Raw genomic sequence first — 15,196 nt, forward strand, 5'->3', positions numbered from 1 at the left:
AAGACAGGAGGTTAACCGAGGATCTGCAAGAACTCCTCCTCGTAGATGATGCGGATATCGATACCTTGATCTTGTAGCTCTTTAATCTTCCTGAGCTTCGATGGACCGGCACCATCGCCAATCACGACGATCTGCGTTTTCTTGCTGATGCTTGTGTTGATGTCCGCTCCCAGTGCTCGAACCAGTTCGGCAGCCTCGCTGCGTTGCATCGCGCGAAGATCTCCAGTGAACACCAAGCGCCTTCCGTAGAATAGATGGTTCGGATCAGCGCCTTCGAGTTGCGGCTTCAAAAGACCACTGTCAATGCGCTTGTCCGAGAATGCCTCAGAGAAGCCGCTGATCTTTGTCTTCGAAGGGGATTTGAACAAACTGCGTGTCAAGTCGGCATCATCCAAGTCAAGCTTCTTCAATGACACGCGAGGAATAGCCTGGATGGCAATCTCCGCGCAAACGCGGGCATCCTCATCGCAGGAGTGGTGCCTGAATTCCAGCCCTAAGTACTTGGTCACATCGGCAAGGCGGTAATCATCGAGTTGGGGGAAGGCGACCTGAGACAGCTTTAGCGTGCATAGTGACCGGATGTTGGGCTCTTCGAGGCCATAGTGGTCCAAGGTCTGTTTGAGCACGTTCATGTCGAACTCTGCATTATGCGCTGTGACAACACAGTTCTCGATCATCTCCTTGAAATCATCCCAGATCTCTGGAAAGGTTGGGGCGTTCAGCAAATCATCATATCGGATACGATGAACTGATTGGTTGATTTCGGAGACTCGAAGCTCTGGTGGTTGTACGAACTGCTTCCACGTCTTTGTGATGGTGCCATTCTGCACTTGCACGACCCCGATGGCGCAGATACTATTCCGCTGCTCGTTGGCTGTTTCAAAGTCGATAGCGGTGAAGGTCAAAGCAGTGAGCCGTTCAACCACCACGTCATGTCCGAGCCGATTGTGCAACTCGCCAGTGCCTTTTGATTTGCGTGGTTCTATGGCAAGCGCTTCAAGACTGCTCAACCGGAGCTTGATACGCTCTTCCTGCCTCCTGATCATCTCGCGAAGTTCTCCGGAGCGAGGTGGAGGGTTGATCGTAAGATTGATGGAGACAGCGAGTTTCCCTTCGGCATTCGGCGGCTGACTGAAGCCGTACTCCCATTTGCTGACGAACTCGTTGATGGTATCCAAGAAGACCTTTGGCCATCCTTGGAGGATCTCCACGGCACCTTCGAAATCGACCGGTGGTTGAATTGCAATGGCCTCCGCTTCCCAAGAGAGCAACTCTTGACACAGTAGCCTGACCCGTTCAGCAACTGCGCGTAACTCGAAGAGGTCCGCATCGACGCCTGGGGGACCAAGCGCCTTTTGAACGTCAACGCCGAGAAGTGTCTCAACTCGCCCAACCATCGGCTCAAACGTTTGAGTGCTCGATTCTACCCAAGCAAGGAAGGAATCAAGGTCCCACTGAACCTTCTCAATGGAAGCACTTCGCTCTCTTAGCTCATTGTAAGTCGCGTTCGCACCTGACAAGCGGACTTTAAGAAGTTCGGAAGCCAGTAGGTACTCCCAACGATTCGGTTGTTCGGAGAGAAGCCGCTGCACGCTATCGGGTTCGTTGCCAAGTACGGAATTTGGTGTCATTTTCTGGAGAGTTCGTGTCGCCAAGAGTGTGACTCAATTTATGTGCAATGCCAGTTCGTCGTCGGTCATCTCGAACATGAAATCGGCGGGAAAGCGGTCGATGTTCCTGCGCACCTGTTCCTTGAGGCGGCGGGTATCAACCTGATAGAGCGCGGCCAGGTCGCGGTCCATCATCACCTTTTGGCCACGCACCACATGGACCTTCCGTTCTACGACCTCATCGGGAATGCGCACCAGTGCCTTGCTCATGCGTCGAATGTAGAATTGGATGTCGCAACCTGCGACATCCAATTCGAGCGCCTTCAAGGTCACGATCTGCGCCCTACTACGAGATATGGATCTTGAGTGAGGTGCCGATCCCCACCGTGCTCTGTACAGCCCTCACCGCCACCCCACCGTCCCCCCGCACAACCACCACGTCCGGCCAAAACCCATGTCGCGCAACACCTGCGCGGCCTGCGCGCTTCTTCCGCCGCCTTTCGCGCACACGGTGATGATGCGCTCCTTCGGCGGTCGCGTTGTGATGATGCTTGGATGAAGTGGGTCGCCTCCAAGAGGCCACAGGGACAAAGCCCCGTAGGATCAAGATCGATTCGATGGCCGCACGCCCATGGCCACGCTCGAGGCCACGTTGGGGCTGTCCGGATTCACATCGATGGTGCGGGTCTTGGGGATCACCACCAGATCCATGTCTTCCATGGGAATGGCACCCATCAGTACCTGATCACCGAGGACCAATGCGCCTGCGAACCCCGTCCTGTTCTTGAAGCGGATCTCAATAGGGCCCACATAGGGCACCAGTTTCCGGCTGCCATCCGCCAAGGTCACCTCCTTTTGGTCAATGACTTCAAGCTTCAGCTGTATCTGAACATGCTCGGGGATGCAGAGGTGTACGGCCCCGGTATCCACCAAGGCACTTACGGGCACCGGCTCAAGGTCCGGCAGGCGCGGGTTCTTCAGGAAGAGATGGCCGTTCACGAGTCCCATGCCACCAAATTACGGCGTTGGACCGGTATGTCCTTCGCAGCGAATTCTTGAGCAGTGTATGGTGCCGCGGCAGGGCTGTTGCACTTCGTCGTTCGGTGATCTCCTTCACCGCCACCCCACCGTCCCACCGCACAGCCACCACGTCCGTCCGTAACCCATGTCGCGCAACACCTGCGCGGCCTGGGTGCTCCCGCCGGTTATTGGTGTTGAAGAGGCCGTGATGCGGGCGCCGCCCACTATTGTCAAGGTCGGTATGGCATGCACGAATACGGCTGTCCGACCATCACGTGATGGGCTTGGCTCGGTCCCGCAGACAAGGTCAGCCGTTCCGCATACGGCGCGCGATCAGGGCCTGCATCGGGATCACGAGCGATATCGAACCGAGTGCGGGAGGAACGCACCATCGACTTGCCGCGCGCACCTTGCCAAGTCCTGGCGCATGCTCATCATGCGGGCGCGACCACGGAACCTGCATCCGTTACTGCTTGATGATCGCTCTCCTCAACACCTGGGCACCATTGCGGAGATCAAGGTGATAGCGTCCGCTTGGGAATGCCCGGATGTCGAGCTCTCCGGTGGAGCAGCCACTCGTCTCCCACCGCTGAAGGAGCCTGCCGAGCGCGTCGTGCAGTTCGATGGTCTTCACCGGGAACGAGGTGGCGTAACGCACGATGGATCCGGTCGGATTGGGGAACAGCACCCCGTCGGTCCCTCCGGCTTCGGCGACCTGAACGTTCTGGTCCACCACGATGAATTGCCACATCATCATATTGATGTGCGCCAGGTTGTGGCAATGGTACATCAGCGGCCAGCCGTCGGTGGTATAGTTCGCGAAGCGCATGATCACCCGCACAGTATCGTCGACGTCCACGTTCACCACGGACCGGGGGCCCATTTCCCATGGTTCTGGAGGCGATCCATTGCGATCGAGCACATAGAAGGTCCCACCGTGCATCGTCATGGGATGCGCCATGTTCGAGTGGTTGATGTATTCCCAGATCTCGGTGGTGCCGAGCATCACGGTGTCGTTGATGACGTTCATGTCCCACTCGGTCCCGTTGACGGTGAACATGCCCATCCCGACCATGCCCATGCCGTCTATCACCTTGACCCGAGTGCGGATCGCTGAACTCTCCGGGTAGGGTTGCACGTTGGCGAGCGTGACGGGCATCGTGGTGACCGGATCGGCCGTTGGTGCGGTCACCCGGATGCGCAGCACCTGGAAATCGATCCCGCTCAGGGCGCTGCTCTCCCAGAGGATGTTGCTGCTGCCGGGGACCGAAAGAGGAAGCTGGCTTCCATAGCTCATCAGGTCCAGGCTATCACCCTCCATGCCGGACAGGTCCAGCAGAAGCTCCACGCGCTCCCCGCTGCCCAACATCAGCCGCGTCATCGGCACTGGCGCGGCCAACAGGCCGTTCTCCGCCGCGATGACGTGGAACGTGGTGCCGTCGTCGAATCCGAAGTCGTAGTAGCGTGCTGTCGATGCGTTCAGCAGGCGCAGCCTGACCACCTGTGCCGGGCATTCGACGAACGCATGCGGGGTCCCGTTCACCAGGATGCTGTCCCCGAGAGGTGCCTGTACGAACTGACCACTGCTACTGAATCGTTTGTCTTGGACGGCCAAGGGAATATCATCCACCCCATAGGTCCTTGGAAGGTCAAGCGCGGCTTCCTCGGGGTCCCGCACGATGATCAGGCCCGCAGCGCCTTTCCCCACCTGCTGACCGATGAGCATGTCCGTGTGCGGGTGGTACAGGTAAACGCTGGCCTTGTCGATCACTTTGTATTTCACGTCCCAGGTCCCGCCTGGGGCGATCTGCAGGGGTGGGCTGCCATCGAAGACCGGCGGGACTTCCATGCCGTTCCAGTGCATCGTGGTGACATCGGGAAGTTGGTTGTACACACGGAAACGTGCCGTATCGCCATGCTGAAGCTCGAGCGTGGCCCCCAGGTAAGGCGCGTTGATCCCATACGTCTGGGTGGTAATGCCCGGATAGAACTCCATGGTGCTGGGCGCAACCACCAAGTGGAAGGTGTCTGCCGTGACCAAAGGTGGAATCGCCAACGGGTTGTAGGCCTGGGCGGAACAGAACGACCGGGTCAGGATCCCGGCGAGTAGGAGAACTTGGACCTTCATCGCAAGATGATCGTGCCGCCTCCGGGCGATGCGGAAGCGCATCGGGGATGCTGCGTGTGTGGCGTGTAATATGAGTGGTTCGCTGAGCAAGTGGCCTGACTTCCGTCAGTCATGGCAAGGGGTCGCATGACGAACAAGAGCAAGGAGATGCGGTGCTCCATTTCCTGGCCACGGACGCTAATGCGGACCACTTGCTTGAAATGGCTGTCGCTGCGGCGGAAGCATGGAGGCCCGCTGATATTGGTCAAGCGTGGGTGGCCGGTATGGATGTGGCGGTATCCGGTGCACCGTCACAGCTCGGCAGAGAATGTCGCGCCGTTCGTGGCCATGCGTCCGTATTCAATGCTCCATTGTTGGACCGTGTGATGCCCCCCACGCGGTCCGGAATACCCTGTTCCACGCCTAGAAGAGGCTGGGTGATGTCAGTATCACTGGTTCCATCGCGACACCGTTCACCGCCACCCCACCGTCCCCCCGCACAGCCACCACGTCCGTTCGAAGCCCAGGTCGCGGAGCACCTGCGCGGCCTGCGCGCTTCGCCCGCCGCCTTTCGCGCACACGGTGACGATCCGCTCCTTCGGCGACCAAGTGCGCGCGCGTTCCAGCAGTTCGGTAAGCGGGATGTTCACCGCCTCGGGCAGGTGACCGGTCGCGTATTCCTCCGCGCTGCGCACATCCACCACGCGCACATCGCTGCGACCCAACATGGGCTTCAGGTCCTCCGGCTCCAGGCACTTGCGCTCGCTGGGCATGCGCAGCCACACCACGATCCCGCTCAGTACCGTAACGCCCCCGACGGCGAGGATCGAAGCCGTGATGCCGAAGCGGTCGGCGATGAGGCCGGTGAGCAGCGCGCCGATGGCATAGCCCAGGTCGCGCCACAGGCGGAACACGCCCACAGCCTCGCTGCGTTGTTGAGGATGCGTATGCGCGGCCAGCACGGCGAGGAAGGTGGGGTAGACCAGCGCGGTGCCCAGACCGAGCGCCGCGCTGAGCGCGATGTACGCCGCTTGTGCATGCACGAAGGGCAGCCCGAGGATCGCCACGCCTTGCAGCACCATTCCGATGATGAGCAGCGAGCGGCGGTTCACATGGTCGGCGAGCTTGCCGGTGAAGAGCTGGCCGAGGCCCCACACGGCGGGGTACACGGCGGCGATGAGGCCGATGCGTTCCGGACCGAAACCTTCGTTGAGCAGCAACACGGGCAGCAGGCCCCACAGCATGCCGTCGTTCAGGTTGTTCACCAGGCCGGCCTGGGTGACCGGGCCCAGCGTGCGGTGCGTGAGACTGGTCTCCACGAATACGCGCTTCAGTTTCGGCAGCGCGCTCTTCGCGGCTTCGGCCGCGACATGGTGGGTAGTGTCCTTCACCCACAGCAATGTCATCAGCAGGCCGATCACCGCCAATGCGATGCCCACTTGAAAAGGCACGGGACGCGGTCCGTGGTGCGCGGCGAGGTAGCCGGTGAGGAAGGCCATGGCACCCACTGCGATATACCCGGCGAACTCGTTCAGGCCCATGGCGAGGCCCCGGTCCTTCTCGCCCACGAGGTCCATCTTCATCACCACGGTGCTGCTCCATGCGAAGCCCTGGTGGATGCCCAGCAGGATGTTCGCTGCCACCACCCAGGCCCACGCATCCGCGTAGATCAGCATGAAAGGGACGGGCAGCGCGAGCAGCCAGCCGGTAACGAGCAAGGCCTTGCGGCCGTAGCGCGCGGCGAGCCTGCCGGTGAAGTAGTTGGCCAGCGCCTTGCTGACGCCGAAGGCCATGATGAAGCTGAGCGCCGCCGCGTGCGAGGCGATGCCGAACTCCAGCTCCGCGAGCACGGGCAGCACCGTGCGTTCGATGCCCACCATGCCGCCCACGAAGGCGTTCACGATCACCAGCAAGGTGAATTGCCTCCAGTTGGCACGAAGGCCCAAGCGGATCGTGTTCATGCGGCTGGTGTTCTGCGTAACCAGTGCCATGTGCCCGTGGCGGCCAATGCTCCGAGCACGGGTGCCACGATGTACAACCACAAGGACTTGAGTTCTCCAGAGACCACCGCAGGCGCGATGCTCCGCGCCGGGTTCATGCTCGCACCGCAGATCGGCCCGGCGAAGAGCGCTTCGAGGCCCACCACGGCGCCGATGGCGATGCCCGCCATGAGGCCGGTCTCCTTCGAGCCATGTGCCACTTGCAGGATCACGAGCATGAGGAAGTAAGTAAGGAGAAGCTCGAGGATGAACGACTGCATGTCGCTGCCCGCCGGTAGCGTGGCACCAAGCGTAACACTCTCCGGGAAGAGGAAGCGCAGCGTGAGCGAGGCGAGGAACGCACCACCAAGTTGCGCGCTGACGTATGGTGCAACCTGCGACAACGGGAAGCGCTTCGCCACCACGAACCCCAGCGTAACCGCCGGATTCAGGTGCGCGCCAGAGATATCCCCGAACGCATAGATCATGGCCAGCACGATGAGGCCGAAGGTGGCCGCCACGCCGAAGTGACCCAGCGCACCTGTCTGCTCGTTCACCACGATGGCGCCGGTGCCCGCGAACACCAACGCATAGGTGCCCAGCAACTCGGCGGCGTAGCGACTCATGCGTGCCGCGCGATGAAGTCCGTGCAATAGGTCTTGATCTCGTCGCGCACCGTGCGGAACGCATGCATGATCTCCTCCTCCGTGCCCTCCACCTTCGCCGGGTCGGTGAAGGTGCGGTGGTGCTTCCGCGCGGTGGTGGGGAACCAGGGGCAGTGTTCCCTGGCATTATCGCACACGGTGATCACGTGGTCGAAGACGATGTCGCGGTATTCATCCACGTGGTTGCTCGTGTGGTGGTTGATGTCCACGCCATCCTCCTTCATCACCGCGATGGCGCGCGGGTTCAGGCCGTGCGTTTCCACGCCGGCGCTGAAGACCTCGGCACGTGGTCCGGTGAAATGCTGCAGATAGCCATGTGCGATCTGGCTGCGGCAGCTATTGCCGGTGCAGAGGACGAGGATGCGCATCGGTTCCGTCACGACTGTGGCGAAGGGGGCTCGTCAGCAGCAGGTGTCGATGGGTTTGTAGGCGGCGAAGAGCCTGGCGAAGGCGGCCTCCGCCTTGGCCCAGGCCTTGGGATCGATGCAGTAGCACACGCTGGTGCCCTCCACGGTGCCGGTGATGAGGCCGGCGTCCTTCAGTTCGCGCAGGTGCTGGCTGATGGTGGCCTGCGCAAGCCCCAGCACCTCCACCAGACTGCCGCAGATGCAGGTGTTCTGCTTCAGCAGGTGCTGCAGGATGGCGATCCGGGCAGGATGGCCCAGCACCTTGGCCCAGGTGGCCAGCTGATTCTGCTGTGCGGTGAAGAGGTCGGTCTTGGTGACGCCCATCGGTTCGTTGAATAGATCGCAATAATACGATGGATGTGTATCATCGCAATATGAAGAAGAATGGACCGTGATGGAACGTTGATCGCGGCGGGGTGGGGTGGAGGGGGCTTGCCGCAATAAACTCCCCTCCTGCGCGTGGAACACTCCACGCGCCGAACAAGGAGGGGCAGGGGGAGGTAGCGGCTCAGGCACGCCCGGACCTTCTGCGGATCGAAACCACCCCGTTCTCCTCCTTGTGCGGAGCAGCGAGCGATTATTCTATGACGTGTGCAAGGGGTGTTCGTATCTCGTAAGGCACGCCCTTTCGGATCACGGCACAGACACGGTGGATGAGCTTGTTGCGCATGGCGTTGAAGACAAGCATCTTGTGTTTTCCCTCGGCCACCTTGCGGTCGTAGTAGGCGCGGAACTCACCGGGGAACCGGATGAGGCCGACCACCGAGACATGCAGTAGAGCCTTGAGCGTATGGTTGGCATTGTGCGATACGCGGGTGCGCCCTCTGATGCTGGTGCCTGACCTGTTCTCGAAGGGTGCGCAGCCGGCATGGCAAGCTAGCTGTCGCGGTGAGGTGAACCGCGTGAAGCCGTCGGTGAGGGCCAGCAGGTGTGAGCCCAGGATGAGCCCAACGCCTTCCACGGACTTCAGCAGCTCGAAGCGCTTGCTCAATTCGGGCTCCGCGTTGATGGTGTCCTCGATCATGCCTTCCAGTTCCTTGATCACCTTGTCCAGCGCTTTGATCTGTGCCTTGTCGAACCGGGTGAACGGCCCGCGCAGGCCCTTGTCCATGAGCTTGTTCATGTCCTTGATCTGCCGCTGGTGCATGGTCTTGCGCATCACGTAGTTCTGGCGCTTGCTCAAGAGCTGCTTGAGCTTGTTCATTTTCAGCTGGTCAGCCGTGAACAACCGTGACTTGTCTTGGAAGCGACGGGCGTAGTCGGCGATCCTGAGCGCATCCACCCGGTCGCTCTTCCCCCGGGTCATGCCAATGCTCTGCTTGATGTCGTTGGGATGAGCAAGCCAGGTGGGGATCTCCAATTCCACCAACACTTCCAGCAGCGCATGGCCGTAGTAGCCCGTGGGCTCCAGGCAAGCCAGGTATTCCCCTTTGACCAGTGTGTACTCCTTGGTCCATCGGCGCAGTAGCGCCTTCACGCTCCTGGTGGTGTTCTCCACCTTGATCTCTGCGGTCAGTGTCCCGCGTTCATCCAACAGGGCCACATCCAGTGTCGCCTTGCTCACGTCGATCCCGATCCAGTGTTTCATGTTCGTTTAATTTTGGGTGACACACGATCCTCTGGGGGAGCGCTGAGCATCGGGTCCTGAACTTGACAACTCTAGTAGGCCGTGAGCCTCACATTCTATCCAAGCCTCAGACCTGAGGGACCGCAGGTACCGATAATCGCTATAGGTCATCACACCTTCGCAGCGGACTGGTTCACCTGTGATCCTGCTCAGCCTCCTTCGGAGGAATTGTTCACTTCGAAGATGCTTCATCTTCCAAGCGTCCAAGTGTAGAGTCGCTGCTCAGGAGGGGGCTTGCCGCAATAAACTCCCCTCCTGCGCGTGGAACGCTCCACGCGCAGGGCAAGGAGGGGCCGGGGGAGGTAGCAACTCAGGAACCCCCGGAACTTCTACGGATTGAAACCTCCCCGTGCCCCTCCTTGTGCGGAGCAGCGAGCGATCGCTGCTCAGGAGGGGACATGATCTCGGCTTGATCCCGACCGGCTATGGGAGATCGCCACGGTGGCCGTGTGTGCCGCTTCGCGTTGGCGGACCGGAGGCCGTCACACCTTCCGCCCCTGCTGTTCCAGCTGCTTCCGCATCAGCAGCAGCGCGCGCTGCAGGCCCGCCACCTCCGCCGTGAGCTTCACGATGCGTTCACCGCTGCTCTGCCGCTGCCGCTTGAACGACTCCACCTGGTCGGCCCGCACATCCTGCTCGTGCTTCAGCAGGCCCTTCAGCCGCCGCGCCTCGGCGCGCAGAGCATTGGTGGGGTCGCCCCGCACTTCGCGCGCCCGCTCCACCGCCCCCAGCAGCCACTGGTTCCGCGCCAGCAGATCGCCGATGTAGGCCGTCAGCAGCCGCACGTTCTCGTGGTCGGTGATGGCCCGGTGCACAAAGAGCCGGCTCTCCGCCGGCAGCTCGCCCGTCCAGGGCACCTCGCTCATCCGCTCCACGCTATCGGCGATGTAGGCCCAGCGCAGCACCCGCAGCGATCCGCTCAGGGCCGTGCCGTCCTCGAACCACCAGCCGTGCCGCGCATACCGCAGCGCGTGGTGCCAGCGGTGCCGCCAGGGGTCCTCCACCTGCACCAGGCACAGGTCCGCAGGGTGCTCCGGCAGCTGCGGCGGCACATGCCAGGGTCCGGTGGCAAAGGGCATGGGCTGAAGGTAGTGCAGCGAGCGCGTTGCCCCTGCTTTGCCTGCCGAAGCCTTTGGCGAAGGCATGGCCCCTGCTCCTGCCCCTGCTCCTGCCCCTCCCCACCCACGTTTTTCCACGTGCCTGCACCCACGGGTTTCCATGTGGGTCCGGGTTTCTTTTGGTACAGCGAGGCCCGCCCGCCGGAGGCGCGACGGCAGGCCCTCGGTCCAGGGCCCGCGCCCGGAGCGGGCGGGGTGGGTTTTAGGTTATTGGGTAGGTAGGTAAAGAGGTTGGCGGAGGTCGGGAGCCCTCGACCCTTGGCAGGGTATCCGCCGATAGTTCCTGTTGGTCGTGGGTTCCTAATTTCAACCCCACCCATGCCCACCAACAAACACGCCCTCATCCGGTACCAGGCGCTGGACCGCTGCTTCCGGATGCGTGGTAAGCAGTACTTCTGGGAGGATCTGTTGGAGGCTGTGAACGCAGCGCTGTATGAATACACGGGCAAAACCAAGGGCATCAAGCGCCGCCAGCTATTCGAGGACATCAAGTACATGGAGAGCGACCAAGGTTGGGCCATCCCCTTGGAGCGGCACACTGAGGGGAAGCGGGTGTGGTATAGGTATGAGGACCCAGACTTCTCCATCAACAAGCGCCCGCTGAACGAGGACGAGGCCCAACAACTCAAGGAGGCGCTCCTGACTCTGAGCCGCTTTAAGGGCATGCCGCAGTTCGAGTGGGTGGACGAGTTGGTGGCGCGCTTGGAGGCGGGCTTCGGCCTACGGCAAGGGGCGGAACGCATCATCGAGTTCGAGGAGAACCCCTACCTGAAGGGCAGTGAGCACATCACCACATTATTCCAAGCAATCCTTGGTAAGCAGGTGTTGGAGGTGAGCTATCAGGGCTTCAAGCAGGCCAAGCCAAGCAAGCTCCGCTTCCATCCCTACTACCTGAAGCAGTACAACAACCGTTGGTTCGTGTTCGGGCTCAACGAGGAGTTCGAGAGCCTCACCAACATGGCCTTGGACCGTATCCAGCACGTTGTGGTTGTCAAGGGGAAATACGAGATCAACGAGGACATTGACTTTGCCGAGTTCTTCGAGGATGTGGTGGGCGTGACGGTGCCGGATACCGAAGTGCAACAGGTGGACATCCGCGTGAGCATGGGGCTTTGGCCGTACATCGCGTCGAAACCGCTGCACGGCTCGCAAAAGGTTGTTCGCGTGGTTCGGGCATTCACCCGAGCGCTGGCCCGAGTTCCAGCATTATCACCATAGACAGTTGCACGCCGAGCAGCGGAAAGTCCTGAAGTTGCTCAACATCCTCGCCAAGGGCCCAAGCACGTTGCTGCATCTGCGACGAGGGGAGCACTCCATCGCGCGCTCTCTCTACAACTATCTCCTGGTGCACTATCCACATGTGTTCACAGGGGCGGAACCATCGGTCGATGGGGGCATCCGGTGCCATGGATGTCGGACGGCCGCATAGGTCTTCGCATTGCGGCGTACCACTTCCCCTGCACACGGATCGCCCGGAACATGGCCATCCGCAGATCGCAGCACACGATCACCTCGCTTATTCTCCCGCAGGTTCACGCCGCCCATGGTGCGACGTACGTGCTTGACCATATCCCGGTTGAAAAAGGTATCCGCGTCGATCTGGTACGCACTGTGCATGGCGGGGCCGTGTTCCTGTTCGAGCTTCAAGCGGTGCAGGACCTTCCACCATGCGGCTGCGTGAGGCTCCTCCGGTTTCTGCTCGCCGTGCACGGCGGCCACGAAGGTGAGTTGGGCCTCGGTGAGCGGGGTCAATGTGCCTTCGCTGAGGCCCCGGTACCAATGGCCCCTGCGCCGGATGAGGGCCAGCTCCTCCGCGCTGAACACCCGCCATTCGCATGGACAGGTGAACTCCTTCCGGGCCGCCAAAGCCCGATGCCGTTCGCGCTCACTGCTCACCATGGCAAATTAAGGAGCGATCGCGGATCGTCGTATACTTGAAAAGTGGATCGCTACACAAGGGGCCGGACGGCCCCGGACATCAACACCGCCCTCGTCGCCATCGTCCCCTCGCGGCGCGACTGGGAGTTGATCCGCACACAAAGTTGGTACCGCATCCCCGTACGCAACGCCCCGGCCATGGTGAAGGACGGCCGCATCTCCCACCTGGCCTTCTACTTCCCCAGCGAGTTCGGGGTGGAGAAGTACTCCATCCGTTGGTACGCGAAGGTGGCGGGCATCACCATCCGGAAGCGAAAAGAGCTGCTGGACGAGCCGCAGCACCGCAGCGCGGAGCAGGACTACTTCGTGCTGGCCGTGGAGGACCTGCGCCCGCTGCCCAACCCCATCCACAGCCGCAAACCGCGGCGGCTGCTCTTCGCGCCCACCACCCTCGCCAAACTGCTCACCGCCCCGGAGATCAACTTCCTGTTCAACGACAGCCCACTGGAGAACCTCCTGTGGAACCGACTGATGGACTTGGGCATTCCCAGTGAGCGGCAGTACGAGGTGGTGGTGGACCCGGCCCGGTTCAAGATCGACATCGCCGTGTTCTGCAAGGAGCGCTCCCTTGGTCTGGAGTGCGACGGCGACGAGGTGCATATGCGGCGCAGCGCGGTTGAGAAGGACAAGCGAAGGAGCAACATCCTGCAAAGCGTGGGGTGGAGCGTGATGCACTTCACCACCAGCGCCCTGAAGAACGACCTGCCCGGCACCTTGAGCTTGGTGCAGGAGAGCGTGGCCCGCTGCGGCGGCCTGTGGCATCCGGAGGACCGGCCCACCCATTGAGCAAGCCCATGCACGGACTCACCAGCACCAGGAAAGCCCGGCCGACCATGCAGGTGATCGGGGGCGTGAGCGTGCTGTTGATGCTCGCGACCACGGCCCTGCTCCGGGCGCAGGACCGGGCGGGCCCTGCGCAAGCCCGGCAGCTCATCGCCCGCGCCCTGGCGACCAGCGACAGCCTGCTGCGCACCGAACCCCGGCTGGCCTTGCGCTGGGCCCGGGAGGCAAGGCAACTGGCAGCCACCTGGGGGCGCGGCGAGGAGGCCGGACAGGCCCATGAGCGGCTGGCGCGTGCATACCTGGAGCTATCGGAGCTGGACACGGCGATGGAACACGCCGATACCGCGTTGGCCATCGCGGCCACGCTGCCTGGCACGGTGGCGCGGGAGCGCGCCGAGCAGGTGAAGGGCGAGGTGTACCTGCGCATGGGCGACCTGGTGAGCGCAGTGGAGCATCTGGAGACCGCACTGGACGGGGCCACTCGGCGCAACGACCGCAAAGCCATGGCCGCCATCCGCATGCGGCTGGCCAATGCACTGTATGTCGGTCGGCAGTCCAAGGCGGTGTACGCCCACCTGGACACCTGCGACCGCATCTACAGGGCCCTGAACGACCGCGCCGGACTGGCCGCCAGCTACGGGCGCCGTGCGATGGCCATGGCCGAGGATGACGAAGTGGATTCGTTGCCCCTGGCGAAGCTGTACATGGACACGGCCCGCGCACTGGCCCGGCAGGCCTGGGACAGCCTGGAATTGACGCGCATCCATGCGAACACCACGCTGATCGCGATGAACATGGAGGACCTTGACCGCGCGAGGGCCCACAACGATACTGCACTGGCGTTGGCGCGAGCCCTGCAGGATTCGTTCCTGCTGGTGCACATCCACGAGAACATGGGGCAGCTGCACTTCCGTGAGCATCAGCCTGAACTGGCCCTGCCCGAGTGCCGGGTGATGCTGGAGTATGGGATCCGCCACGGGATCCTGCGCTTGCAACGGGACGGCTGGCATTGCGTGATGAACAGTTTGCGCGAGGCGGGCGACTGGAAGGGTGCCTACGACGCGTATGGTGAGTACTGGGAGCTGAACGAGCGCATGGTGAACGCATACGCCCGCGAGCGGTTGCTGCGCCGCTCGTTGGTACAGGAGTCGGCCCGCCGGGAGCTGGCCTTGCGCGAGGCCCACGAGGCCCAGCGGTCCAACGACCGCCTGTGGGCCCTGCTGATCCTGGTGGTGCTGGTGGCCACTGCGGCCTATCTGATGTTGCGGCAACGCGCCCACATGGAGCGGGAGAAGGCCACGGCCCTGCGCCTGCGGATCGATCAGCACTTCGTGGGCAACGCCATGGCCAGCCTGAGCGGTTACGTGCTGAAGGAGGAACGCGAGCGGGCGTACGACATGCTGGTGCGCTACGACCGGTTCTTCCGCAACACCCTGGACCATTCCGCCGCCGAGGCCATCACCCTGCGCCAGGAGATGGATGCCCTGGCCAACTACCTGGCCATCGAGCAGGCCTTGTGCGGCGGGCGCTTCCAATTCGCCCTGCACATCGAACGGGCGCTGGACCCCGACGCCGTGCATCTGCCGCCGATGCTGGTGCAGCCCTGGGTGGAGAACGCGGTGAAGCATGGGGTGAAGGCCCTATCGGATGGCGGCCGTATTGATGTGCGGTTCACGCTGGACGGCCGTGTGCTCGTGGTGGCCGTCGAGGACAACGGACCGGGCCTGCGCAACCCGCCGGACCAGGCCTTCCCGGGCTCATGGGGCACACGCATCACCGGGGCCCGCCTCAAGGCGTTGAGCCGGCGCTGTGGCCGGGCGGGCAGCTATCGATACGACCCGGTGGAGCGCGGCACCCGGGTGGTCCTCCGCCTGCCGACGATCCGCATCAGCTAGGCGACGATCCGTGGATCCGATCCGACGATCCATGGGATCGAGGCGGG

14 protein-coding genes are annotated in these 15,196 nt (G+C 62.2%); 3 read left to right on the top strand and 11 right to left on the bottom strand.

What is annotated here, in order from left to right; all coding sequences use genetic code 11:
- Positions 1 to 11: 11 nt before the first annotated feature.
- The 10 genes from IPJ87_01020 to IPJ87_01065 all read right to left on the bottom strand — a co-directional run bounded on the left by IPJ87_01020 (position 12) and on the right by IPJ87_01065 (position 10,494).
- Positions 12 to 1,631 carry a 3'-5' exoribonuclease gene (locus IPJ87_01020; protein MBK7940457.1) on the bottom strand — a complete coding sequence of 540 codons (1,620 nt, stop codon included), beginning with the start codon at positions 1,629 to 1,631 and terminating at the stop codon, positions 12 to 14.
- Between the two features lie 33 nt (positions 1,632 to 1,664).
- Entirely contained in the window at positions 1,665 to 1,880 is a 216-nt protein-coding gene (locus tag IPJ87_01025; GenBank protein MBK7940458.1) for an ORF6N domain-containing protein, read from the bottom strand.
- Positions 1,881 to 2,213: 333 nt separating this feature from the next.
- Positions 2,214 to 2,618 (bottom strand): clan AA aspartic protease, encoded by a 405-nt coding sequence (locus IPJ87_01030; protein ID MBK7940459.1) that lies wholly within the window; start codon positions 2,616 to 2,618, stop codon positions 2,214 to 2,216.
- A 478-nt stretch (positions 2,619 to 3,096) separates the two neighbouring features.
- Positions 3,097 to 4,644, bottom strand: coding sequence for a multicopper oxidase domain-containing protein (locus tag IPJ87_01035; GenBank protein ID MBK7940460.1), 1,548 nt, complete (start codon positions 4,642 to 4,644; stop codon positions 3,097 to 3,099).
- A 566-nt stretch (positions 4,645 to 5,210) separates the two neighbouring features.
- A complete protein-coding gene (locus tag IPJ87_01040) occupies positions 5,211 to 6,698 on the bottom strand; it encodes an MFS transporter (GenBank protein MBK7940461.1) in 1,488 nt (495 codons plus the stop codon).
- Positions 6,695 to 7,342, bottom strand: a complete 648-nt coding sequence (locus tag IPJ87_01045; protein MBK7940462.1) for an aquaporin — start codon at positions 7,340 to 7,342, stop codon at positions 6,695 to 6,697. The genes IPJ87_01040 and IPJ87_01045 overlap by 4 nt, the downstream gene beginning before the upstream one ends.
- Positions 7,339 to 7,749, bottom strand: a complete 411-nt coding sequence (locus IPJ87_01050) for an arsenate reductase ArsC (protein MBK7940463.1) — start codon at positions 7,747 to 7,749, stop codon at positions 7,339 to 7,341. The genes IPJ87_01045 and IPJ87_01050 overlap by 4 nt, the downstream gene beginning before the upstream one ends.
- Before the next feature lie 33 nt (positions 7,750 to 7,782).
- Positions 7,783 to 8,112 (bottom strand): winged helix-turn-helix transcriptional regulator, encoded by a 330-nt coding sequence (locus IPJ87_01055; GenBank protein ID MBK7940464.1) that lies wholly within the window; start codon positions 8,110 to 8,112, stop codon positions 7,783 to 7,785.
- Between the two features lie 253 nt (positions 8,113 to 8,365).
- Positions 8,366 to 9,376 (bottom strand): IS110 family transposase, encoded by a 1,011-nt coding sequence (locus IPJ87_01060; GenBank protein MBK7940465.1) that lies wholly within the window; start codon positions 9,374 to 9,376, stop codon positions 8,366 to 8,368.
- Positions 9,377 to 9,897: 521 nt separating this feature from the next.
- Complete coding sequence (locus IPJ87_01065; GenBank protein ID MBK7940466.1) at positions 9,898 to 10,494, bottom strand: hypothetical protein; 597 nt, start codon at positions 10,492 to 10,494, stop codon at positions 9,898 to 9,900.
- 357 nt (positions 10,495 to 10,851) lie between these two features.
- Here IPJ87_01065 and IPJ87_01070 point away from each other — a divergent pair, with 357 nt between their 5' ends.
- A complete protein-coding gene (locus tag IPJ87_01070) occupies positions 10,852 to 11,751 on the top strand; it encodes a WYL domain-containing protein (protein MBK7940467.1) in 900 nt (299 codons plus the stop codon).
- Positions 11,752 to 11,883: 132 nt separating this feature from the next.
- Here IPJ87_01070 and maoP read toward each other — a convergent pair whose 3' ends face one another.
- Positions 11,884 to 12,432: a DUF413 domain-containing protein gene (gene maoP / locus IPJ87_01075; GenBank protein MBK7940468.1), complete on the bottom strand. Its 549-nt coding sequence runs from the start codon at positions 12,430 to 12,432 to the stop codon at positions 11,884 to 11,886.
- 42 nt (positions 12,433 to 12,474) lie between these two features.
- Here maoP and IPJ87_01080 point away from each other — a divergent pair, with 42 nt between their 5' ends.
- Positions 12,475 to 13,257: a DUF559 domain-containing protein gene (locus IPJ87_01080; GenBank protein MBK7940469.1), complete on the top strand. Its 783-nt coding sequence runs from the start codon at positions 12,475 to 12,477 to the stop codon at positions 13,255 to 13,257.
- Positions 13,258 to 13,265: 8 nt separating this feature from the next.
- On the top strand, positions 13,266 to 15,149 hold the full coding sequence (locus tag IPJ87_01085; GenBank protein ID MBK7940470.1) for a histidine kinase: 1,884 nt from the start codon (positions 13,266 to 13,268) through the stop codon (positions 15,147 to 15,149).
- Positions 15,150 to 15,196 lie beyond the last annotated feature (47 nt).

The sequence above is a fragment of the Flavobacteriales bacterium genome (assembly GCA_016713875.1).
GTDB lineage: Bacteria > Bacteroidota > Bacteroidia > Flavobacteriales_F > PHOS-HE28 > PHOS-HE28.

What these genes read in the sequence shown, in the direction of transcription:
- IPJ87_01020 (MBK7940457.1), bottom strand. Translation starts at nt 1,631, where the DNA reads ATGACACCAAATTCCGTACTTGGCAACGAACCCGATAGCGTGCAGCGG.
- IPJ87_01025 (MBK7940458.1), bottom strand. Translation starts at nt 1,880, where the DNA reads ATGAGCAAGGCACTGGTGCGCATTCCCGATGAGGTCGTAGAACGGAAG.
- IPJ87_01030 (MBK7940459.1), bottom strand. Translation starts at nt 2,618, where the DNA reads ATGGGACTCGTGAACGGCCATCTCTTCCTGAAGAACCCGCGCCTGCCG.
- IPJ87_01040 (MBK7940461.1), bottom strand. Translation starts at nt 6,698, where the DNA reads ATGAACACGATCCGCTTGGGCCTTCGTGCCAACTGGAGGCAATTCACC.
- IPJ87_01045 (MBK7940462.1), bottom strand. Translation starts at nt 7,342, where the DNA reads ATGAGTCGCTACGCCGCCGAGTTGCTGGGCACCTATGCGTTGGTGTTC.
- IPJ87_01050 (MBK7940463.1), bottom strand. Translation starts at nt 7,749, where the DNA reads ATGCGCATCCTCGTCCTCTGCACCGGCAATAGCTGCCGCAGCCAGATC.
- IPJ87_01055 (MBK7940464.1), bottom strand. Translation starts at nt 8,112, where the DNA reads ATGGGCGTCACCAAGACCGACCTCTTCACCGCACAGCAGAATCAGCTG.
- IPJ87_01060 (MBK7940465.1), bottom strand. Translation starts at nt 9,376, where the DNA reads ATGAAACACTGGATCGGGATCGACGTGAGCAAGGCGACACTGGATGTG.
- IPJ87_01065 (MBK7940466.1), bottom strand. Translation starts at nt 10,494, where the DNA reads ATGCCCTTTGCCACCGGACCCTGGCATGTGCCGCCGCAGCTGCCGGAG.
- IPJ87_01070 (MBK7940467.1), top strand. Translation starts at nt 10,852, where the DNA reads ATGCCCACCAACAAACACGCCCTCATCCGGTACCAGGCGCTGGACCGC.
- maoP (MBK7940468.1), bottom strand. Translation starts at nt 12,432, where the DNA reads ATGGTGAGCAGTGAGCGCGAACGGCATCGGGCTTTGGCGGCCCGGAAG.
- IPJ87_01085 (MBK7940470.1), top strand. Translation starts at nt 13,266, where the DNA reads ATGCACGGACTCACCAGCACCAGGAAAGCCCGGCCGACCATGCAGGTG.